Annotated in this window: 15 protein-coding genes; 14 read left to right on the top strand and 1 reads right to left on the bottom strand. The window is 32.3% G+C overall.

What is annotated here, in order from left to right:
* Positions 1–66 precede the first annotated feature (66 nt).
* From ACSVDA_RS19960 to ACSVDA_RS19915, 10 genes are all read left to right on the top strand, one after another.
* Positions 67–3,150: a hybrid sensor histidine kinase/response regulator gene (locus ACSVDA_RS19960; protein ID WP_485885489.1), complete on the top strand. Its 3,084-nt coding sequence runs from the start codon at positions 67–69 to the stop codon at positions 3,148–3,150.
* A 41-nt stretch (positions 3,151–3,191) separates the two neighbouring features.
* Positions 3,192–4,316: a response regulator gene (locus ACSVDA_RS19955; RefSeq protein ID WP_485885487.1), complete on the top strand. Its 1,125-nt coding sequence runs from the start codon at positions 3,192–3,194 to the stop codon at positions 4,314–4,316.
* Between the two features lie 370 nt (positions 4,317–4,686).
* Positions 4,687–6,864, top strand: a complete 2,178-nt coding sequence (locus ACSVDA_RS19950; RefSeq protein ID WP_485885485.1) for an NAD-dependent epimerase/dehydratase family protein — start codon at positions 4,687–4,689, stop codon at positions 6,862–6,864.
* A gap of 130 nt (positions 6,865–6,994) precedes the next feature.
* Positions 6,995–7,747, top strand: a complete 753-nt coding sequence (locus tag ACSVDA_RS19945; RefSeq protein ID WP_485885484.1) for a hypothetical protein — start codon at positions 6,995–6,997, stop codon at positions 7,745–7,747.
* A 1-nt stretch (position 7,748) separates the two neighbouring features.
* Positions 7,749–9,581 carry a DUF2194 domain-containing protein gene (locus ACSVDA_RS19940; RefSeq protein WP_485885482.1) on the top strand — a complete coding sequence of 611 codons (1,833 nt, stop codon included), beginning with the start codon at positions 7,749–7,751 and terminating at the stop codon, positions 9,579–9,581.
* 1 nt (position 9,582) lies between these two features.
* Positions 9,583–10,998, top strand: a complete 1,416-nt coding sequence (gene pelF / locus ACSVDA_RS19935; RefSeq protein WP_485885480.1) for a GT4 family glycosyltransferase PelF — start codon at positions 9,583–9,585, stop codon at positions 10,996–10,998.
* The gene (gene pelG / locus ACSVDA_RS19930; RefSeq protein WP_485885478.1) at positions 10,998–12,434 is read left to right on the top strand and encodes an exopolysaccharide Pel transporter PelG; all 1,437 of its coding nucleotides are present in this window, start codon (positions 10,998–11,000) and stop codon (positions 12,432–12,434) included. Before pelF ends, pelG begins: the two co-directional genes overlap by 1 nt.
* A 27-nt stretch (positions 12,435–12,461) precedes the next feature.
* A complete protein-coding gene (locus ACSVDA_RS19925; RefSeq protein WP_485885476.1) occupies positions 12,462–14,165 on the top strand; it encodes a CotH kinase family protein in 1,704 nt (567 codons plus the stop codon).
* A 121-nt stretch (positions 14,166–14,286) separates the two neighbouring features.
* On the top strand, positions 14,287–14,985 hold the full coding sequence (locus ACSVDA_RS19920; RefSeq protein ID WP_485885474.1) for a polyphosphate polymerase domain-containing protein: 699 nt from the start codon (positions 14,287–14,289) through the stop codon (positions 14,983–14,985).
* A gap of 17 nt (positions 14,986–15,002) precedes the next feature.
* Positions 15,003–15,683, top strand: a complete 681-nt coding sequence (locus ACSVDA_RS19915; RefSeq protein ID WP_485885472.1) for a DUF4956 domain-containing protein — start codon at positions 15,003–15,005, stop codon at positions 15,681–15,683.
* 167 nt (positions 15,684–15,850) lie between these two features.
* Here ACSVDA_RS19915 and ACSVDA_RS19910 read toward each other — a convergent pair whose 3' ends face one another.
* A complete protein-coding gene (locus tag ACSVDA_RS19910) occupies positions 15,851–16,684 on the bottom strand; it encodes an endo alpha-1,4 polygalactosaminidase (protein WP_485885470.1) in 834 nt (277 codons plus the stop codon).
* A gap of 486 nt (positions 16,685–17,170) precedes the next feature.
* On the opposite strand from ACSVDA_RS19910, the gene ACSVDA_RS19905 reads away from it, so the two are divergent.
* The 4 genes from ACSVDA_RS19905 to ACSVDA_RS19890 all read left to right on the top strand — a co-directional run bounded on the left by ACSVDA_RS19905 (position 17,171) and on the right by ACSVDA_RS19890 (position 21,777).
* Positions 17,171–17,872, top strand: coding sequence for a hypothetical protein (locus tag ACSVDA_RS19905; protein WP_485885469.1), 702 nt, complete (start codon positions 17,171–17,173; stop codon positions 17,870–17,872).
* 234 nt (positions 17,873–18,106) lie between these two features.
* Positions 18,107–19,570, top strand: a complete 1,464-nt coding sequence (locus tag ACSVDA_RS19900; RefSeq protein ID WP_485885468.1) for a methyl-accepting chemotaxis protein — start codon at positions 18,107–18,109, stop codon at positions 19,568–19,570.
* Positions 19,571–19,688: 118 nt separating this feature from the next.
* Positions 19,689–21,308 carry an ABC-F family ATP-binding cassette domain-containing protein gene (locus ACSVDA_RS19895; RefSeq protein WP_485885467.1) on the top strand — a complete coding sequence of 540 codons (1,620 nt, stop codon included), beginning with the start codon at positions 19,689–19,691 and terminating at the stop codon, positions 21,306–21,308.
* A gap of 268 nt (positions 21,309–21,576) precedes the next feature.
* Entirely contained in the window at positions 21,577–21,777 is a 201-nt protein-coding gene (locus ACSVDA_RS19890; RefSeq protein ID WP_485885465.1) for an AraC family transcriptional regulator, read from the top strand.
* Positions 21,778–21,879: the final 102 nt, after the last annotated feature.

Genomic DNA, 21,879 nt, shown 5'->3' with positions numbered 1-21,879 from the left:
GGAAATCATAGTGAATTATACCTATTGAATTAATAAATTATTTGAGTATTTTACTTGAGGTGCAAGATGAAAACTAAGTTAGTCGCTATACAGATATTATTATTGATTACTCTGATCGTAGCAGGTACTTTATACTATATTGCAACACATCACGAATTAGCATCACCTTCAATAGAAGATGGGGTGTTAGATTTATCGCAATGGGATCATGAAAATGATGGAGTTATTCGACTTGATGGAGAATGGGAGTTTTATCCTAATCAACTATTAAATGCAAATGATTTTAAAACAAACTCCAGTCAAAAATTTATACCTCAATTTGTAAAAGTGCCTAACATAACTTGGACAAGCTATGAAAATGGTAATCAAGCAATGAGTCCGTATGGGAAAGCAACCTATCGTTTAAAAGTAAACGTAGAAGATGATCAACATATTTATGGTATAAAGACACCTTCTTTTATAATTATGTCGAATAAATTGTTCTTGAATGGAGAATTGTTGGGATCAAGTGGGGAACCAAACGATGAGTCGCTTTATACTCCAGGGACTGCAACATACGTTACATACTTTACTTTAAATAAAGGCATGAATGAAATTATTTTACAAGTAGCTAACTACGATTATTCGGTTGGAGGAGGTATATTTACTTCTATATATTTTGGTGATCAGCAACAAATCTCGAAATTAAGAGACCGATCACTTATGAATGATTGGGTTCCAATTAGTGTGTTCCTCATCATGGGGCTGTATTTTATTGGCCTGTATTCTCAAAGGAAAAAGGATTACTTTCTCATACTTTTCTCTATTTATTGTCTAGCTACTGGTATATTCAAAGCTGTTCATGGAGAGTTAGTATGGTATACAGTTTTTCCAAATACTCCTCACTGGATTGTTTTAAGACTGCAGTACGTGTCGTTTATGTTGTCAAACCTTTCATTAGTTTTATATATATATGCAGCATTTAAAAATGTAGTTAGTAAAAAGTTTGTTTGGTTCGTAGCGTCAATAGGTTTGTTGCTAACATTATATGAACTAATTTTTCCTGCGTATATTCCTTTTTGGGTGAGAGATACTACGTCTTTGTATAGTATTTTTGCTATGGTTTTCGCTGTGTATGTAATGATTTTAGCTTTTTTACAAAAGATGGAGGGGAGTATCTATTTAATTTTAGGCTCAATTGCAATGAGTGTACATATGTTTAAGTATTTTATTGTAATTGATAGCTTTATAGCAATTGATAACCCTATTGCCTTATTTCCGTTTGAACCTTTTATATTATTATTAATGCTTGCTTTATTAATGTCACTACGGTTTTCAAATGCCTTTAAAAGAAATGAACAGTTATCAGAAGAGCTGGTTCAAGTGGATAAAGTGAAGGATGAATTTCTAGCTAAGACATCACATGAATTTAAAACACCTCTTCACGGTATTATAAATATATCATCCTTTTTACTTGAAAATGAGGGTCAACATAAATCACAAAATTATAAGGACAATCTGTCGCTAATACATGACACGTCTATTAAACTTTCAAATTTAGTAAACGACTTAATCGACGTAACACGTTTGAAGAATGGAGAATTCAGGTTGAACACAACGAAAGTAGATATAAAAGTGTCTACACAAATCGTGTTTGACGTATTGGCTTTTGAAATTCAAGGGAAACAAATACATTTAATAAACGGAATTGATGAATCTTTATTCGCCATTGCTGATGAGAATAGGCTAAGGCAAATTTTATATAATTTAATACAAAACGCAATAAAACATACTGAGCATGGGGAAATCATTGTTTCAGCTAAGTCATTAGACCAACAACTATATATATATGTCGAGGATACAGGAATCGGCATACCAGCAGAGAAATTTGAAGAGATCTTTGGGTATTTTGAACAGCTTGATAAGCTGTCACCACAAAATGGCTATCAAAGTATGGGGTTAGGGTTGTATATAAGCAAACAACTTATTGAAAAAATGGACGGTGACATATGGGTCGATTGGTCCGAAGTTGGAAAAGGTACGAGATTTGCTTTTAAATTACCTATTGCCACATGCACTGAACATGAAAAGAATGAAGAATCAGCTGAACAAACAGTCATACCTTCTAACTCTATCGTCTTGTCAGAACCAAACTTTGACAAAATAGATGAATATGAAAACACGATTTTAGTTGTGGATGATGAACCATCAAACATCACGATATTACTCAACTTATTATCTAGTCATCATTACAATGTGATTACTGCATATTCAGCTAAGGATGCTTTAAGGAAGTTAGAGCAATATAAAAATATTGACTTAGTCATATTAGATGTGATGATGCCAGTTATGTCAGGGATTGAATTATGTCAAAAAATAAGGGAGACACATTCATTATTAGAATTGCCTATTTTATTCTCAACTGTAAATAATTTGCCAGAAGATATTGAATTAGGCTTCAAAGCTGGAGCGAACGACTATGTAACAAAACCGTTTGAAGCAAACACCATTATAGCTAGAATTCAAACATTACTATCTATGAAAACATCAATGGAAGAAGCATTTCATAATGAAATGGCATTTTTGCAAGCTCAGATTAAACCTCACTTCTTATATAATGCCATTAGTAATATCATCTCATTTTGCTTTACAGACGGACAAAAGGCTGCACATTTGTTAATGATGTTAAGTCAATATTTACGAATTATTTACAACTCGGATCATAAGACAATTCTTGTTCCGCTTCAACAAGAGTTAGATTTAATAAATGCATTCGTTGAAATTGAAAAAGCTAGGTTTGAACAATTTGAATTTAGGTGTGAAATAGGCGAAGGGTTAGACACAGTCCATATTCCATCATTATGTATCCAACCGCTTGTGGAAAATGCGATACGACATGGTTTATTCGAAAAAGAAGGACGTGGTTATGTTTCATTAACCATTAAAGAATATGGCAAACATATCTTAGTACAAATAGAAGATAATGGTGTTGGAATGACAAATGACGTTCTTCAACAGTTTCGTGCAGGTAAAATAAAGAATGCAGGTATTGGTATGACGAACATAAAGAAGAGGTTAGAATCCATCAATGGGAGTTATATTGAGGTGCATTCAAGAAAAAACGAAGGTACGACGGTTAATATTCAGCTTCCTAAATGTACTGATAATTGATTATGGACTAATAAAGTTCTTAGGAAAGAGGTAGAATGCTAATGCTTAAGGTTATGATTGTAGAGGATGAAAAACCGATTTTAGATTTGATGAAGATAGTTATAGGTCAAAATGCCCATTTGTCAATTGCTGGGACTTTTACCAAGCCTCTTGAAGCACTTAAGCAGTTTCCTATTATTAAGCCAGATGTTGTATTCCTTGATATAGAAATGCCCAAAATGACTGGCATAGAACTAGCAAAAAAAATGCTTATTATAAATGAGGATATCCAAATTGTATTTACAACAGCGTATGGGCAATATGCTTTAGATGCTTTCAAAGTATATGCAGTTGATTATTTATTAAAGCCTGTGACGATTCAAGAAATAGAAAAAGTGACAACTAGGCTGAGGAAGAACCAAAAGTTTATGGCAACTCAATTAAGTGAAACTAGAAAAGTATTTGAAGAGGAGTGGAAGGAAACAATCCTATGTTTAGGTACACTTGAGGTGAGAAATGGCTCTGGTGAAATTATTAAATGGCCAACAAAAAAAACAGAAGAACTGTTTGCTTACTTCCTTACTAAACCTAATCAAATAATTGATAAATGGATATTCACAGAATTGTTATGGGGAAATATGGAGGATGACCGTGCCGTACATAATTTGTACACAACAATTTATCGACTAAAAAAAGTTCTCAAAGAAAACGATATTTTACTAACGATCAAAAAAGTGAATGAAGGTTATTTATTAGATATGAATAACATGAATAGTGATTTTGACGAATTTCTTCATTATTTCGAAACACACAAAAATGTATCAAGTGCAACCTTAAAGGAAAGTGAACGTGTGTTTCATCAATACAAAGGGAGCTTATTCGGCAGGAAAGATTACATATGGAGTATAGGTGTTCAAGAAGAGTTGGTAGAAAAATATAGTTCACTAACTCTTCAATTAGCTCTTCATTATAGTTCGAATGGAGGATTTCACTTAGCTGAGGAACGACTGAAAACCTTTTTGTCATACTATCCTTTGCATGAAAGAATAAACCTTGCTCTCCTAAACTTATATGCGATGAATGATCACAACCTGCTGATAGATTATTATGATTACTATGCAAAAATGTTACATAAGGAAATGGGCGTAGCTCCACCTAAAGAGGCACAATTATTCTTGAAACAATGAATATTCATGATTTAGTACATCCTGTAGACTGTACGATTGCATCCTTTAAGTAAGGCTGCCTTCGTATAAAAATAAACACGTATACAACTAGGTTTCAGGTCATCATTTCTCCTATAAAACGACGTTTTTATATTTGATTTTATGAACTATAGCAACAAAGTTTGCGAGAATATCCATAAAAACTGTTAGAGAGCAAGAACACACGCTATCCATCTGTTTTTTACTTGTATGTTACATGTCATTAAAACCTGTGAGTATTTTGTGAGGTCATTCTGTTATTATTTGAAAATGGGAAAAATGTATTAAACCATTATATGTAAATGTTACAATAGTAGCAAATGAATTTCGTTTTTAGGCATGGAGGCATAGTATGAAGGTATTGATTACAGGTGGCTATGGGTTTATCGGGTCTTTTGTAGCTGAAAAATTTTATAGAGAAGGACACGAGGTTCACATACTTGACAATTTGTCTACTGGTCATAAAGAAAATATTCATTTTAGACATCAATCTTATTTATTACATATTGAAGATGAAAAATGCGAAGAGGTTTTTAGAGCAAATCATTTTGATGTTGTAATTCATTTAGCTGCTCAAGTAGATGTAAAGACATCAGTTGAAAGTCCAACTTATGATTCAAAGGTGAATGTCTTAGGTGTTATAAATATGTTGCAACTAGCAAAGAAGTATAAAGTATCTTCATTCGTATTTGCTTCTTCAGCAGCAGTATACGGTGATAATCCTGCGCTACCCTTAACTGAAGACGAAAAATGTAATCCTTCTTCACCTTATGGAATGAGCAAATTGATGGGAGAATCATATTGTCAATTTTGGTCAGAAAATTATGGTATAAACACTTTATGTTTACGTTTTTCAAATGTTTATGGCCCAAAACAAAACAATGATGGTGAAGGTGGAGTTGTCTCTATTTTTTTAAATAAGTTAATAAACAAGCAAACAATTGAAGTTTTTGGTGATGGTAGTCAAACACGGGATTTCATTTACGTTGAAGATGTCTCTGAAGCCATTTATCGTGGGGTTATGAGTGATACAACTGGCGTATATAATTTATCTACAAATACGGATAATAGTATCAATCAACTTGTAGCAGCCCTAGAACAATTGGAGCCACTAAATGGCCTTGTGCATAAAAAAGCTAGAGAGGGAGATATAAAACATTCTAGGTTAGAAAATGAACGTATTAAAAGAGAGTTTGATTGGCTACCGAAATATCAGCTAGAAGAAGGACTTGAAAAGACATACCAATGGTTTAAAGATAAGAAGAAACAAAGTGTAAATAACAAAGCAGTGAGGGAAAAAAGTTTATTTCAAAAAATGTCTGAAACAACTATATTCCCTATTATAGAAAATTTGATTTTGTTTATAGTAAGTGCATTGGCTTATATCAAATTCGATTTATTATTTGGTCAAATCGACATTCTTCTATTATATATATTAATCGTTGGGGTTGTATTAGGCAAAAATCAGGTCATGATAGCCTGTGCTCTTTCAATTATGATATATATTTGGGAAGGCCTGCAAAATGGAAGAGAAATAGTTGCTTTATTTACTGATAATAGCACGCTCATTCAATTTGCAGTTTATATTTTTGTAGGACTCATTATCGGATATGTTATTGAAAAAAAGAATGTTAGGGAACAACATGCAATTTCAGAATTAAAATTGTTTGAGGAAAAATATCTATTGCTAAATGGAATTTATACTGAAACTAAAAATATTAAAGAACAATTACAAACTCAAATTTTACATTCAGAGCAAAGTGTAGGTGAAATCTATCAAATTATTAAAAAAATTGATAGTTTAGAGCCTGATGAAATTTTTAATGGTGTGATTAGTGTGCTTGAGACGATTATGAAAACTGAGGAAGCCGCTATTTATTTAGTTGGAAATAGTGAAGAATACTTGCGATTAATATCAAAGTCGAGTCACCCCCACTTAACATTCCCCTCCTCGATCAAGGTGAAGGATTCGAGTGCAATTACTGATGTGATGAAAAAGAAGCAGATTTATATAAATCGAAGTATAGATCCACATACACCTTTGATGATTGCGCCCATTATGAAAGATAACAAGCCAGTTGCAATTATTTGTATAAATGATACGGATTTTAATAACTTAACATTATATTATGAAAACTTGTTCCAAGTTGTCATTAATTTAATTTCATCTTCAATAACACGTGCCTTTGATTATGTCAATGCCACTAAATTAGAGAGATATATTCTAAATACTAGAGTATTAAAACCAGAATACTTAACTAAAGCAATGATTAGTAAGAGGAAAGCAAAGGAGCAATTAAATATCCCTTTCACTTTATTAAAGCTTGAATCAAATACTGAAATAGTACAACAGGCAGCTATAAAAGTAGCTAATAGTCTTCGTGAAACAGACTTTATTGGAATTGATAACGATGCTAATTATTGGATCTTACTTTCAAATACTAATAAAGAGGATGCTTTAACGGTTATGAAACGAATTAAACCATTATTAGGTGAAATTCAAATTAAAGAGGAAGAAATGTATGCTTAGTGCACTGCTTGCGTACTATGTCGTTTCTTTAATATATTTTTCTTACTATTTTGGGTGGAAAAAGAGAGGAACAATAGTTAACCTAACTATTCTCTTATGCTGTCCCTTTGTTGGCATAATCCTCATCCATATGATGAACAAAAAAGAACGACACAATGGTAACATAAGTAATCGAAAATTCGAATCAATTATTCACAGAGAAAAAATTGATAAGGATATACTAACAAGTGTAAATAAAGAAAAAGAGATTAATGTTGTACCCATTAAGGATGTGTTGATTTTAAATGATAATAAAACGAAAAGGAAAATGCTCCTCGATGTTTTAAAAACAGATTCATTAATACAAGGAGATATATTACAAGCCGCGATAAAGAATGATGATACTGAAACTTCACATTACGCAGCGTCAGCCATTTTAGAAGTCAATAGCTCCTTGTTAAACTCTCTTCAAAAGCTGGAGCTGCAGTTAGAAATAACTCCTACGGAAGTATCAATAATGAAGAGCTATGCACAAGTAATAAGACAGTATGTTGATCTTGGAATCTTAGATGAGCGGGCGGAATTACAATATCTATATCAATACTCTCAAGTGTTGGAAAAGATCATTGATATAGAGCCAAATAATAAGGAGAATTACATTGAAAAAATAGAATGTGATTTACAGCTTGGAGAGTTAAAAGTTGCAGAAAAGTATTGTGAACTGTTTATGAACTACTGCTCTAATGAAGAAGAAGCGTATTTTATTACGATGAAACTATATTATATCTTAAAAGATCAAGAAAAATTTAACGAAATATTGAATATGCTTAGAAATTCACCTGTCAGGCTAACTCCCTTAGGTTTGAATAAAATGAGGTATTGGTTGAAAGGGAGTGTAGGCTGAGATGAATTATAAGTTTCGAATTGGGAAAACAGTTCATTTAATTATCTTGTCTGTTTTTTTAGCAGGAATATTTTTAGGAATAGTTCGTTCAGATCTTATCCTTACAATTGTACCGGGTAGTTCACAACTTAAGAATAGTGGGCAGATGAGTTATGAACGATTGCCTGTAGATGTTTTAAATGAAATACAAGCTGAAGAATATTTACTTATATATAATGACGGTAGCCGTGAGAGTGTGTTGTTAAAGGATAATATCGAACAAACTTTATTATATATGAAGAAAAAGGTGGAAGTCATACCTCATACACTTGTCCCTGAACAAATTGATCAATACAAGAATGTCATTATAGCATTAGAAGAAATTAGTAAGATTCCTACTTTGGATCAATTGATGGAATATACCTCAAATGGTGGGAAAATATTTTTTGCGATGCGCCCTGAAATAGACAATTCGCTTTATAATGTTTACCGAAAGCTTGGAATATATGAAGTAGGAGATTTTATTACTCTAGAGGGAATAAAACTTACTTCTAACATCCTTATTAATCAGCGAGAGTTAACGATTGGAGCAGAAAATATTGCGAAAAATTCTTCCTTAGCAGTTGGCTTGGAAAGCAAAGCAGACGTTCTTGCAACGTCTGATGATGATACTCCTCTTATGTGGAGTATGTCATTTAATAACGGAAAATTCATCGTTTTTAATGGTACGATGCTAAGTACAAAAGAAAATAGAGGGTTGATTTCTGGCGCATTAAGTATGCTAAATGATGATTTTATTTATCCTATTTTGGATATGAAAGTCCTATACTTAGATGATTTTCCTGCTCCAATCCAAACTGGATACCATGAGGGAATATTTGATGAATATCGAAGGGATATAAAAAGCTTTTTTGAGGACATTTGGTGGCCTGATATTTTAAGTGGAGCAGCAAAGTATGATGTAGTATATACTGGTGTATTAATTGAAACATATAATGACGTCGTGAAAGCTCCATTTAATGATATTGGATCCGATCGTAGTACACTTATTCGGTACGGTAGAGAATTATTGAAAATGGGAGGAGAATTAGGGGTTCACGGATATAATCACCAGTCTTTGACTACAGATCCAGCCGCTGTAGAAGATTTGGGGTACAATGCTTGGAATTCAATGGGTGATATGGTGTTAGCATTACAAACGGTCGAGAGCTTTGTAAAGCAGAGCTTTCCAAATTATCCACTTACAACATACGTGCCTCCGAGTAATAGGATAAGCGATGAGGGTGTGCAAGCATTACTAGAATCGATACCAACTATCAACACTATTTCATCATTGTATTTAGAGGATGATGTAGGATATTCAAAGATACAAGAATTTGATGCGACAAGCACACATAACAACCTACCAAGGATTACTTCAGGATATGAATATTCCGAGAAAAATAAATGGGCAATCGCGAATGCCATCACTTCAATCGGCGTTTTTTCACATTTTATTCACCCTGATGATATTTTTGATGAAAATCGTTCTTTTTCAAAAAGTTGGTCAACACTTTCAAAAGAGTATAATGGAATGTTAAGCGATTTACATGCTGATTATCCTTGGTTACAAAGTAGAACTGCATCAAATGCTAGTATTCAAATGGCAAATTACTTAAATGCCGAAGTATTTATTAAACAAGATAGTGATCGTATCATTGCTTATGTTGATCGTTTTGCACAAGAAATGAAATTCTTATTACGTACAAACAAGAAAATTGGTAGTTTGAAAAATTGTACAGTTACAAAAGTGGATGACGATATTTATGTCGTATCGGCAAATGATATGATAATAGAGATTGGGTTGGTAGATTAATATGAAAATTTGTTTGGTTGCTGAAGGTTCATACCCTTATATTACAGGAGGAGTATCGAGTTGGATTCAATCGTTAATATCAAATATATCAGAGCACGAATTTATCGTTTATACGATCGGAGCTGAAAAAAAAATAAAAGGGAAATTTAAGTATAGCTTGCCGAATAATGTAAGTCATGTCGTAGAGACTTTTCTCGATGAATTTGATGAGGACGGAGATCAATGGGGAGGTCGCTATAATCTTTCTTTAGAGGAAAAAGTAGCTATCAGATCTTTACTTGATAGTAGAACAACCAAGTGGGATGTCCTTTTTTCATTATTTTCTAGTCATAGAATTAAATCTGTTACTAGTTTTCTAAAGAGTAGAGACTTTTTTGAGATTGTTCAAGAAATTTGTTTGGAAAAATATAGTGAAATTCCTTTTACTGAAATGTTCTGGACATTACGCTCAATGGTTTTACCCTTATTATTGGCGATTAAAAATTCTGTGCCAGAGGCTGACATATACCATAGTGTATCTACAGGATACGCAGGAGTAATTGGCAGTTTAGGAAGTTTTTTATATGATAAACCATTAGTTTTAACAGAGCATGGCATTTATACAAGAGAAAGAGAGGAGGAAATTATTAAAGCGAAATGGGTAAAAGGGTATTTTAAAGATTTATGGATTCAATATTTTTATAATATGTCAAATTGTACGTATACCTACGCGAATAACATTGTTACTTTATTTAATAAAAACAAAGAAATTCAGATTGAACTAGGTTGTGCAGAAAATAAAATATCAATTATACCAAATGGAATTGATATAAAAAATTTCGAAGCATTGTCATTAAAGCAAGAGAAGTCTAAAGATGACATTTTTATAGGTGCGATTGTTCGAGTTGTTCCAATTAAAGATATAAAAACAATGCTTCAAAGTTTCTCTATAGTAAAGGCCTCAGTGCCGAATGCAAAGTTCTATATTTTAGGACCGCTTGATGAAGATAAGGAATATTACGAGGAATGTGTACAGCTCGTAAATAGTTTACATCTTAAAGATGTGATATTTACAGGTGAAGTAAATATTAAAGATTATATAATGCAATTAGATATCCTTGTTTTATCAAGCATAAGCGAAGGACAACCATTAGCAATTTTAGAAGGAATGGCTTGTGGTAAGCCATTTGTAGCCACTGATGTAGGAAATTGCAAAGGGCTGTTAATGGGTGAAGCTGATGATCTAGGTGCAGCAGGTATGATCGTTCCTGTGATGCAATATGTCATGATGGGACAAGCAATTATTAAATTATGTGAAAATGCTAAGCTGAGAAAAAGCTATGGAGAAAATGGTAAAAAACGTGTGAGAACTTTTTACCAAAAAGAAACATTTATCGATAATTATAAACAACTTTATAATAAAACGGTGATAAATTAATGGCAGGAATAGGTTTTCAATTAAAGAAGCTTTTTAATGAACAAGGTATTTTGAATCAAGTTAAGGCTTATAGTTATTCAACAATCGTAACTGTCGGCCCTCTTGCTTTATGTATATTGTTATTAACCTTTGCGCAACAATTATTAATATATGCTGATACCCCATTTGTAGAAAGAGAGAAGTTTTTAGCTGCAGCACAATATGCACTCATTTTTTCACAGATTATCACAGGTGGATTCAACTTGATTATTTCTAGGTATGTTGCTGACCATATCTTTTTGAAGAAGTATGATTACATTTTGTCATCAATGTATGGAGTCATTTGCATTTGTGTAACGATAGGTGCTGTCAGTGCATTCTTGTTTTATTTATTTTCGCCAATGAATTTTACATTTAAGGTTGTATCCTATATCTTTTTCGTGGAACTGATCATCATTTGGATTCAGTGCATGTATGTATCTGCATTAAAGGATTATATGAAAATAGTGAGAAGCTTTGTAGTAGGAGTAGTCGTCTCTATAGCTTTAATTTGTATTTGCATCTATGTTTTGAAAATATATAGTGCAACAGCAATGTTTATTTGCCTAGATATTGGTTTTGCTATTATGATTATTCGGTTTACACAATATATTAGAGCATTTTTTCACGTTAATAATGAAAAATACTTCTTATTCTTTTCATACATGAGGCTGTATCCATATTTGTTCGTATGTGGGTTACTTTATACGCTGGGTCTGTATGGACATAATTTAATAATATGGCATAGTAAGGTTCAATACACGGTCGAAGAAACGTTCACAGTTGCACCTTATTATGATGTACCTGTTTTCTTTGCTTATTTAAGTGTTCTCCCAGCTATGGTACTATTTGTCGTTTCATTAGAAACATCATTTTACAAAACTTATCGCTCATACTATGATCGGATTTTAAATTCATTTCCGTTAAAGGATATTTTATCGGCAAAAAAAACGATGTTTAAAACTTTATCGTTAGAGCTGACATTTATTACAGAAATACAATTGCTTGTAGTCATATGCTCGATTGCATTAGGTTTGAAGTATTTACCAACACTCGGTTTTACGTTTGAACAAATGCATATTTTTACTATTTTAGTACTTGGAAATTTATTTTTTATCATTATGTATACTGTTGTTTTAATACTATTATATTTCGACGATCAAAAAGGGGCTTGCTTAACCACAGTTGTTTACACTGTGGGAAGTATGGTTTTGACAGCTGTTTTAATTCGTTATGACATTTATGGGTATGCTGTTTTTATCGTCGCATGTGGTGCATTAATCTTTGGATTATGGAAGCTCACAAGCTATTTAAATAACATAGATTACTATACTTTCTGTTCGCAACCTATATTAAATAAAGAAAAACCTAAAAAGGTTGGGAACTTATTCAAACGTATGAGAAAACAGTATGAATAGAGATTGTATCGAGTGGTGGGGGATGGCATGATAAGTAAAAAGTTTATAGTCATTATTTACAGTATTGCAACAATATTTGTTGTTGCAAGTTGTAGTAATGATAGCATCAATGAAGTACAAACTAAGGAAAATACACAAGAAGTAGTAATATCTAGCGGGATAAGTGAAGATAATCGTCTTTATGATTTTTATGAGCGAGACTCAGTTGTAACGCTCTACGTTACAATACTAGGAGACAACAAGAGTAATGATCCCGTTTCATTTTACGAACTAAATAATTGGTACAGCATCTATAATAGCCAAACAGAATCTCCTAAACTAGATATTATTATTCAAGAAGGAAATGATGATGGGCCGATAAATGGTAGCTTCAATCATACAGGAACATCAGATGCGAATGCATCAATTAGTATAAGAGGGAAATCTACTAGAATTGCACCACAAAAATCTTATAAAATAAACCTGCATGATCGAGCAGGACTTTGGAGAGGTCAAAAAACACTAAACCTAAATAAACATCCGTATGATCCTACGAGAGTTCGAAACAAACTTTCTTTTGATTATTTTACTGAAATAGCTAATTTGACGAGTGTGAGAACACAATTTGTTCAGTTATATGTAAAGGACCTAACTTCAGGAAGAACAGTTGAACAATTTGAAGACTATGGATTATTTACCCATGTAGAGCAAGTAAATGAACGCTTCTTAGCATCACACGGCCTTGATCCGAATGGCAATTTATATAAAGCTTCAAATTTTGAATTTTATCGTTATCCAGAACAGTTAAGGCTTGAATCTGATCCGTTATTTGATAAGGATCAATTTGAGAGTATTTTAGAAAACAAGGGCAGTAAAGATCATCAACAACTATTAGATATGCTTGATGACGTGAATAATAAAACATTGAATATAAATGATGTTGTCAATGAACATTTCGATAAAGAAAATTATTTGACATGGGTAGCTGCAAATATACTAGTAGGAAACACAGATATTATGACACAAAATTACTATTTGTACAGCCCAATCAATTCAAAAAAATGGTATTTTCTCCCTTGGGATTATGATGGTGCTTGGAGAGAGCCTATTGAAGAGGGTGAAGTTAGACAATATCCAGAATGGCATACTGGATTATCAAATTATTGGGGATCAGTATTACATAATCGTTTTTTTAAGGACCCAACTAATGTAGACGCACTAACTAAGAAGATTGAGGAACTCTCTCAAACTATAAATCCGACTCAAACAAGGAAAATGTTAGACGAATATTACAATACAGTTTATAAATTTGTAAATAGTGCACCAGATTTATCTTATTTACGTGTGAATATAGCTAATTTTGATGATAGTTATTATTCAATGGTGAATGTTACTGAACAAAATATGAAAAGCTATTTTACTAATCTTGAGAATCCAATGCCTTTTTTTCTAGGGGTTACTCATGAAGGTAACGGTAGTTATTTATTAACTTGGGATCCCTCATATGATGTTCAAGGCGATGATATTTCTTATGTTGTTCAAGTTAGTCATGATCCCTCCTTCTTAGATATCGTTTATGAAAAGAAAGATATGATAGATACAAAATCTAGTATTGATCAATTAGATCCAGGCCAATATTTTTTTAGAGTGACTGCCATCGATAGTAAAGGAAATGTACAATATGCATTCGATCAATATGAAGATTCGGATGGTGTAAAGTATTTCGGAATACTAGCTTTTCATGTTCAATAATTTAGCTCAAAGAACTTACTTCCAATAATCAGCATATTCTTTTCTCATCTTTTCGCAAGTACCACCTGCTAATGTGGAAGCATACAAATAAAGATTAATTGGTATATAAAAGGAAGGTTGTATGAAAAAGTTACGTCATGAATTGAAATTTTATATTAATGTGTCAGAATACAATATTTTAAGAGAAAAGCTTCAAACAATTTTACAGAGAGATCATAACGCAATTGATGAAGAGGGCTATCATATTCGGAGCTTATATTTTGATAACTGTGTTGATAATGACCTTTTTGAAAAGACGTATGGTATATATAAAAGAAAGAAGTTTCGTATTCGTATTTATAATTACAGTGATAAAATTATTAAACTGGAAAAGAAAAGTCGATACGGTGAGTATGTTTGTAAGGAATCTTTAAAATTAACAAAAAGTGAATTTGATAAACTGCTCGGTTGGGATTATGATTTTTTGAGAAGTAAGGAAAGTACGCTTGCGAAGGACTTTTACTTGTATTTAAGAAGTGAACATATGTCACCAAAAGTTATTGTCGATTATGTAAGAGAAGCTTATATAGAGCATATTGAAGATGTGAGAATTACTTTTGATAAATATTTGAGTACGAGTAACAATTCTACAGATCTGTTTAATCCAGATTTGGTAACTTATGAAGTATTAAAGTACCCTCTAATGATTATGGAAGTGAAATATAATTCATATTTACCAGATTATATTCGTGATATATTACAGCTTGACAGTCATCATAGATCAGCAATATCTAAATATGTCATTTGCAGAGAGAATCGTATTCAATATTATCATCAATAAAGAAAGGAATATAGTATATGGATGGACAATTTAATTTTAATGATATTTTAAAAAATAGCGTATTAAAACTAGATAGCTTTGGGAATGTATCGATTATGTCTATCTTGATTGGTATAGTATGTTCTACGCTACTAGGATTATTTATATATTTCGTATACTTGAAGACGTTTAAAAGTGTCGTTTATAGCAACAATTTTAATGTGACACTTGTATTGATGACTATGATTACTTCATTGGTCATTATGACGATTAGTACGAATATTGTTCTATCATTAGGTATGGTTGGCGCATTGAGTATTGTTCGTTTCCGTACAGCAATAAAAGATCCACTTGATATTGTATTTATGTTTTGGGCGATTACTTGTGGAATAGCAATAGGAGCAGGTGTATATACAGTTGCAATATTTGGATCTCTTTTCGTAGCCATAGTCGTATATGCTCTTTCCAAGAAGAAATGGAAACATGTCACGTATTTATTAGTTATTCATTATGATGAACAGGCAAATGATTTGATTAAGGAGCAGCTGAACAAATTGAACTATTCTCTTAAATCAAAGATTGTAAGGAAGCAGCGCACTGAACTAACAGTGAAAATAAAGCTTAAAGTAGACAATACATCCTTTGTCCATAAATTAGCAAGTATTGATGGTGTGGGTGATGTGTCACTCGTACAGTATAGTGGAGATTATGCTTCTTAAGCTAAATAAAGGTGTCAAGTCATAAGAGATATATGACTTGGCACCTTTATTAATTGTTCTAACTAGGAAATAAATACGGACACAACTAAAGTTTGCTCCATCTTTAAACGATGACGATTGTATAAAACTATTTCTTGTAGTGTAACAATATCAATAAAGAGCCATCGTTAGTTCATTTCATCGTATATACTACTTTCATTTTTGAAAGGAACAAACTGTTGTTGCTTGCTATATTTAACGCCTGTATTATCTGGTGCAACTGTAAAAACTGCAACTTTTTCATTCTTTTTCATATCCTTAAAAAATGCAATCCATTGTTGTCCCCAGGAACTATTCTCTAATTTCCTTTTGTCAAAGTCTTCCCACATGATTCCATGAACATAATCCTTTGAGGCTTCTTTAAACGTTTCAAATCCCCAATTTTGTAACAGCAGCAGGTCTGAATGTTGTTCATTGACGGTTTTCAGCAGCTCTACATAGCTATCACGAAGCTTATTAGCAATATGTGGTTGATCATAAAAAAAGTCATCGATATCACCAATTGTATCTATAAAAATGCCATCAAGGTTTTTTTGGATGATCTCAATATCTATTTCGTCTATTAATAATCGCTGATAATGTGGTTTTGAAATATCCATTAAATATGTATCCCAATCTTTAACGTACACTCTCTCATTATTAATGATTAGGTAGTCATCCTGTTGTACTTTTGTTACAAAATCTTCATTCCATGTTGCTAATTCCATCATGCTTATATAACCTAAAACGATTGTTCCGCTATCTTTAATTGTTTGAACTTGTTCTGTTGTCATTTGATGAGGTTCTATGATGATTAAATCGTATGAACTAAGCTCCTTAACAAGCTTGTCGTTTACATGGCCATAATATATGACATAATCTTCAACATTCATTAAAGCGTTTTTATGCTTTGCGCTTAGAGGAAAGTATAGTGTTATGAAACTTACAATAATGAATATGGCAACAAATATAACTTTTTTCAACATTCTAGTTCTCCTTGGGGAAAAGTATCTTTCTGAGGTTATGCTATTTATCTAATATAGTACTTTTATAGTAACAAGAAATCAACATAAATATAGGATATGTCACCAGTATTAGTAAAGTATCTAAACGCCTAGAAGATTGTGAGATTTTTGTGAGTGTTATTTGATAGAATTTTTATCATGTATAGGAAAATAAGGTTATATTTTGTATAAGAAATGTAATTGTTACCGCAATATTTAATTAGTGTTCGTAGCATCTTTTTTTCTTTTTAAAAGATAACAGTTCTAAATAACATCATCTAGTTGTAGTTAATTTATTTACTTTAGGAGCAAGTTACAACGGATCGCTTTATAGCTTTTTAATATGGATGATTTAACCGTACAATTATAACTTAATCCTTAACAAAGTTAATAAGCGTTCTGAACAAAGAAATTTCGTAGTGTATAAAAATTTAGGCATTTTGTTTGAACAAAGGAGATTAGAAAGTGAAATTTAAATTAACAAAGAAAGATATACAGCTTCAACAAGAATTTGAATCTGGTTACGCTCATTTATTACGATCAATCTATCAGAAAATAAAAACGATAGAAAACAACATAGGAGTATTAGCTATAGATGATATTAGAGAACAACTAAGAGCTGCTGAAATTAGTTATTACGTAATTAATGATACATTAACATATACGATGCTAGATTCAAAAGAGATCTCTTCGTTAAACAAAGATATAAAAGATAAAATATTAGAAATTATGACGAAATATACTGTAAATGAACAACGAGTGAAAATACTAGATCAAATGAGAAAAGCGCTTAAACTTGATAAACAAAAGAAAATTGATAATGTTCGATGGTTATATACTGAATTAAACTTAATTCAGCTTGATGGCATTAATGAACAACAAGAAAGTGACAAAGAGTACTATAGTAACGCTATGATTTATCCAAGTCATATAAAAACCTTTGAGAAATTTATTGAGAATGCAAGATATGGTCGAGTTGATGTTGCGTATTTGGAATTAATTAATTTTGTAGATAATAGTAGAATGGATATTACTGACCCTATTAGTAATTTCGAGAAGGTTATTATTAAAATAATGTGTGAAATGCTCTTTGAATATTCCGATGATGAAGCCGTTTTTAAAAATGGATTATTAGTAGAAACCTCTCGTTCTAAGAAGAATAGCTAATAATTACTTACTGTCCAATGTAAGAGACTATGAGAGGTATTGACCTAGCTTGTATTAGTAATGTTTTGCTTTAGTTAAAAAGCTTAGTATTTAAATAGTAGATTCGATGTAGTACAGAATTCATTTGTTGAATGGATTTCCTCTGTTATCCTTTGGAATAATTACAATCGTTTACTAGAGTTCAGTCATATAGTAAAATATACCTATATCATGCTATTTAATGGGGGACATTTAATGATTGCTTTAGAACAATTACAAAATACTGATTTGAAAAAGAAAAATACCTTAATGTTAATAGTAATTGCAATTTCTTTACTAGCAACCATAGGGAAAGCCTTATCAACACAGCAAATGCCAAAGACCATCTATTTTGGGCTTGAGCTACTCTTGCTCATCCTATTGTTTGTTGTTATCCATTTATTAATTAAGAAACATAACCTATTCCCAGCTATAGCCTTAATCATTACTTATTCATTTACTATTGGTTACATTTTCTTGTTTGGTATTAATATAGATGTCATTGTTGTGCTGTTATTTCTAAATTTGGTTTCAGCTATTCACTTAAATAAGTTGTATTATTTTTTAGGTTTTATTTTAGGTGGAATTGGTTTAATTACCACGTTAATCATATCTCCAGCTGAACAAGGTTTAGTAACCATATTATTAGTACATATTTTAAGCGGGATTGCTCTTGGAGTGATTATTCATTTAAATAACAAACAGTTTTATCATTTACAACAAGTTCTTACACAAGTTGAGAAAGAAGCTGAGCATAGGAGTATTCAGAAACAGCAATTAGAGACAAATGTAGCTCAAATTGTAGATGCAATTTCTACAGTAAATAACCAAATTCAAACGAGTTTAACTTCGCACAACGAAATGAAGATAGCAATTCAAGAAGTTTCTGTAGGAAGTCAATCACAATCTGAACAAATTAGCGATGTTGCTCATATTTCATTAACAACTATGCAATCTATGGATCAGTTGCATCGTTTAACGAAGAATTTACAAGCTGAAACAGAGCAAACTAGTGTAACTGTGACTGACGGCTATTCCACTATGGAAAACTTCCAACAGGAAATGTATCGTTTAAAGGAGACGATTACTGATTTACAGCAAACCTTTCAAGTCCTTTCTGAAACGATTTCAGAAACCAATGATTTAACATCTACCATTGATGGGATAACTGGACAAATTGGTTTATTGGCACTAAATGCATCTATTGAAGCTGCTAGAGCAGGGGAAGCAGGAAAGGGATTTTCGGTAGTCGCATCAGAAATTCGTAAATTAGCAGATGTAACGAAAGAGACGACTGAAAAAATTAATATAAATCTTACAAAACTCAATGAAAGTAACGATAGTGCTGTAAGTAAAATGCATGAAAGTAGTACTAGTATTAATCAAGGTGTTGAATCCACTCAAGTTGTTTCTAATATTTTTAGAGACGTAAAAGATACTTTAGAAAAACGTACTGATGAATTTATTGAGGTTACTCGTTTTGCTAATGATATGAAAGAAAAAACAACCGATGTGGAGCTTTCAACAAATGAGTTGGCAGCTATTATCGAACAGTCAACAGCTAGCTTAGAGGAAATGAGTGCTACGATTGAAACATTAACTACAGATAATCAAAAGATTGCTGCTATCATGAAGGATACGACAGTTAATGCGGAAAAGATCAAAAATACATTTAATTGAGAAATACGTAGATAACGCCTATTTTATGGCGTTATCGTCTTTTTTAATATCACTCCTAGTAGTTTATAACTGACGATGATATAATAGTAAGGATGTATTATAAAATGGAGGAACGTAAATGATTACAGTTACAAATGTAAGCTTACGTTACGGTGATCGTAAGCTATTTGAGGATGTTAATATAAAATTCACGCCTGGTAATTGCTATGGCTTAATCGGAGCAAATGGTGCAGGTAAATCAACCTTTTTGAAGATATTATCTGGAGAAATTGAAGCTCAAACTGGCGATGTACACATGACACCAGGTGAACGTCTAGCGGTGTTAAAGCAAAATCACTTCGAGTATGAAGAACATGAAGTTTTAAAAGTTGTTATTATGGGGCACGAACGATTGTATGAAGTGATGCAGGAGAAGGATGCTATCTATATGAAGGCTGATTTTTCAGATGAAGATGGTATCAAGGCGGCAGAGCTTGAAGGTGAGTTTGCTGAACTAAATGGTTGGGAAGCAGAGTCAGAAGCAGCAATATTATTAAATGGACTAGGTATTGGTGAAGACCTTCATGCGAAGAAAATGAGTGATTTAGCAGGTGGAGAAAAAGTAAAGGTTTTATTAGCGCAAGCACTTTTTGGTAAACCTGATGTGCTATTGCTAGATGAGCCTACTAACCACCTTGATATGAAAGCGATCCAATGGTTAGAAGAATTCTTAATTAATTTTGAAAATACCGTGATTGTTGTCTCACATGACCGTCACTTTTTAAATAAGGTTTGTACACATATGGCAGATTTAGACTTTGGGAAAATCCAAATATATGTAGGGAACTATGATTTTTGGTATGAATCTAGTCAACTTGCCTTAAAAATGGCTCAGGATACTAATAAGAAAAAAGAAGAAAAAATTAAAGAATTACAAAGCTTTATTACACGTTTTAGTGCAAATGCATCTAAATCAAAACAAGCTACCTCTAGGAAAAAACTATTAGACAAAATTTCTCTTGATGATATTAAACCTTCATCTAGAAGGTATCCGTTTGTCGGATTTTCGCCAGAAAGAGAGATAGGCAACGATCTCCTACGAGTAGAAGGCTTGACAAAGACACTTGATGGTGAAAAAGTACTTGATAACGTTAGCTTTACAATGAACAAAGATGATAAAATTGCGCTAGTAGGCCGTAATGAAGTTGCGAACACGACATTACTTAAAATTCTGATGGGTGAAATGGAGCCTGATAGCGGCACATTTAAATGGGGAGTAACTACTTCACAAGCTTATTTTCCTAAGGATAACTCAGCTTTTTTTGAAAATAGTGATTTAAATTTAGTTGAATGGCTACGTCAGTTTTCACCACAAGATGAGAGTGAAAGTTTCCTACGCGGTTTTTTAGGTAGAATGCTATTCTCTGGTGAAGAAGTACTGAAAAAGGCTAGCGTTTTATCTGGAGGAGAAAAGGTTCGCTGTATGCTGTCAAAAATGATGCTTAGCAGTGCAAATGTATTAATTCTTGATGAGCCAACGAACCATCTTGACTTAGAATCTATTACAGCAGTCAATAATGGTCTCATCGCCTTTAAAGGATCCATGTTGTTCACGTCACATGACCATCAATTTGTTCAATCGATTGCTAATCGCATCATTGAAGTGACACCTAGCGGAGTTATTGATAAACAAATTACTTTTGATGAATATATTGAAGACGATGAGTTGCAACGTCAAATTGCAACTATGTATAAATAATTATATAAGTGGAAGTGGAAAGGATAGATAAAGTATTAACGTCTATCCTTTTTCCTTTAGGTTCTTGCCGTAAGCCTTGTCGTAATTGAAAACTATATTGGAACAGCTAATTGTGATTTTAGCCGTTATCATTAATAAAAAAATACCGTGAACGTCAAATGAATACTTGTTTAATGTCTTTCGAAAAACAACAATTAATAGTAGCAACCAACCTTTCATAATGTGCTGATAAATTCATATAAAAAAATTCTATATGAAGGGATTGTTTATGGAATATATAGAAAACCTTTCAAAAACTATTAATTACATAGAAAATAATTTAACAAACAAATTGACGATAGAAGATATTAGCCGTTATAGCGGTTACTCAAAGTTTCATTTTCAAAGACTATTTCATCAAGTGGTTGGGGAAACTGTAGAGCAATATATAATGAATAGAAGATTAGCCGAAGTGATATGCTCCCCTTAAGGTAGACAGATTAAAAAATAAAATCTGATTACCTTAAGGGGGCTTTTTTATGTCCAATAAATTTTTCTCTATTGAATTTAAACATGAAGTGGTGAGGGCATA

Origin of the sequence: Cytobacillus sp. Hm23 (assembly GCF_051842895.1) — a bacterium.
GTDB lineage: Bacteria > Bacillota > Bacilli > Bacillales > SM2101 > Nanhaiella.
Note: the sequence above shows the minus strand (reverse complement) of the source record. Positions and strands in the feature narration are given on the sequence as shown.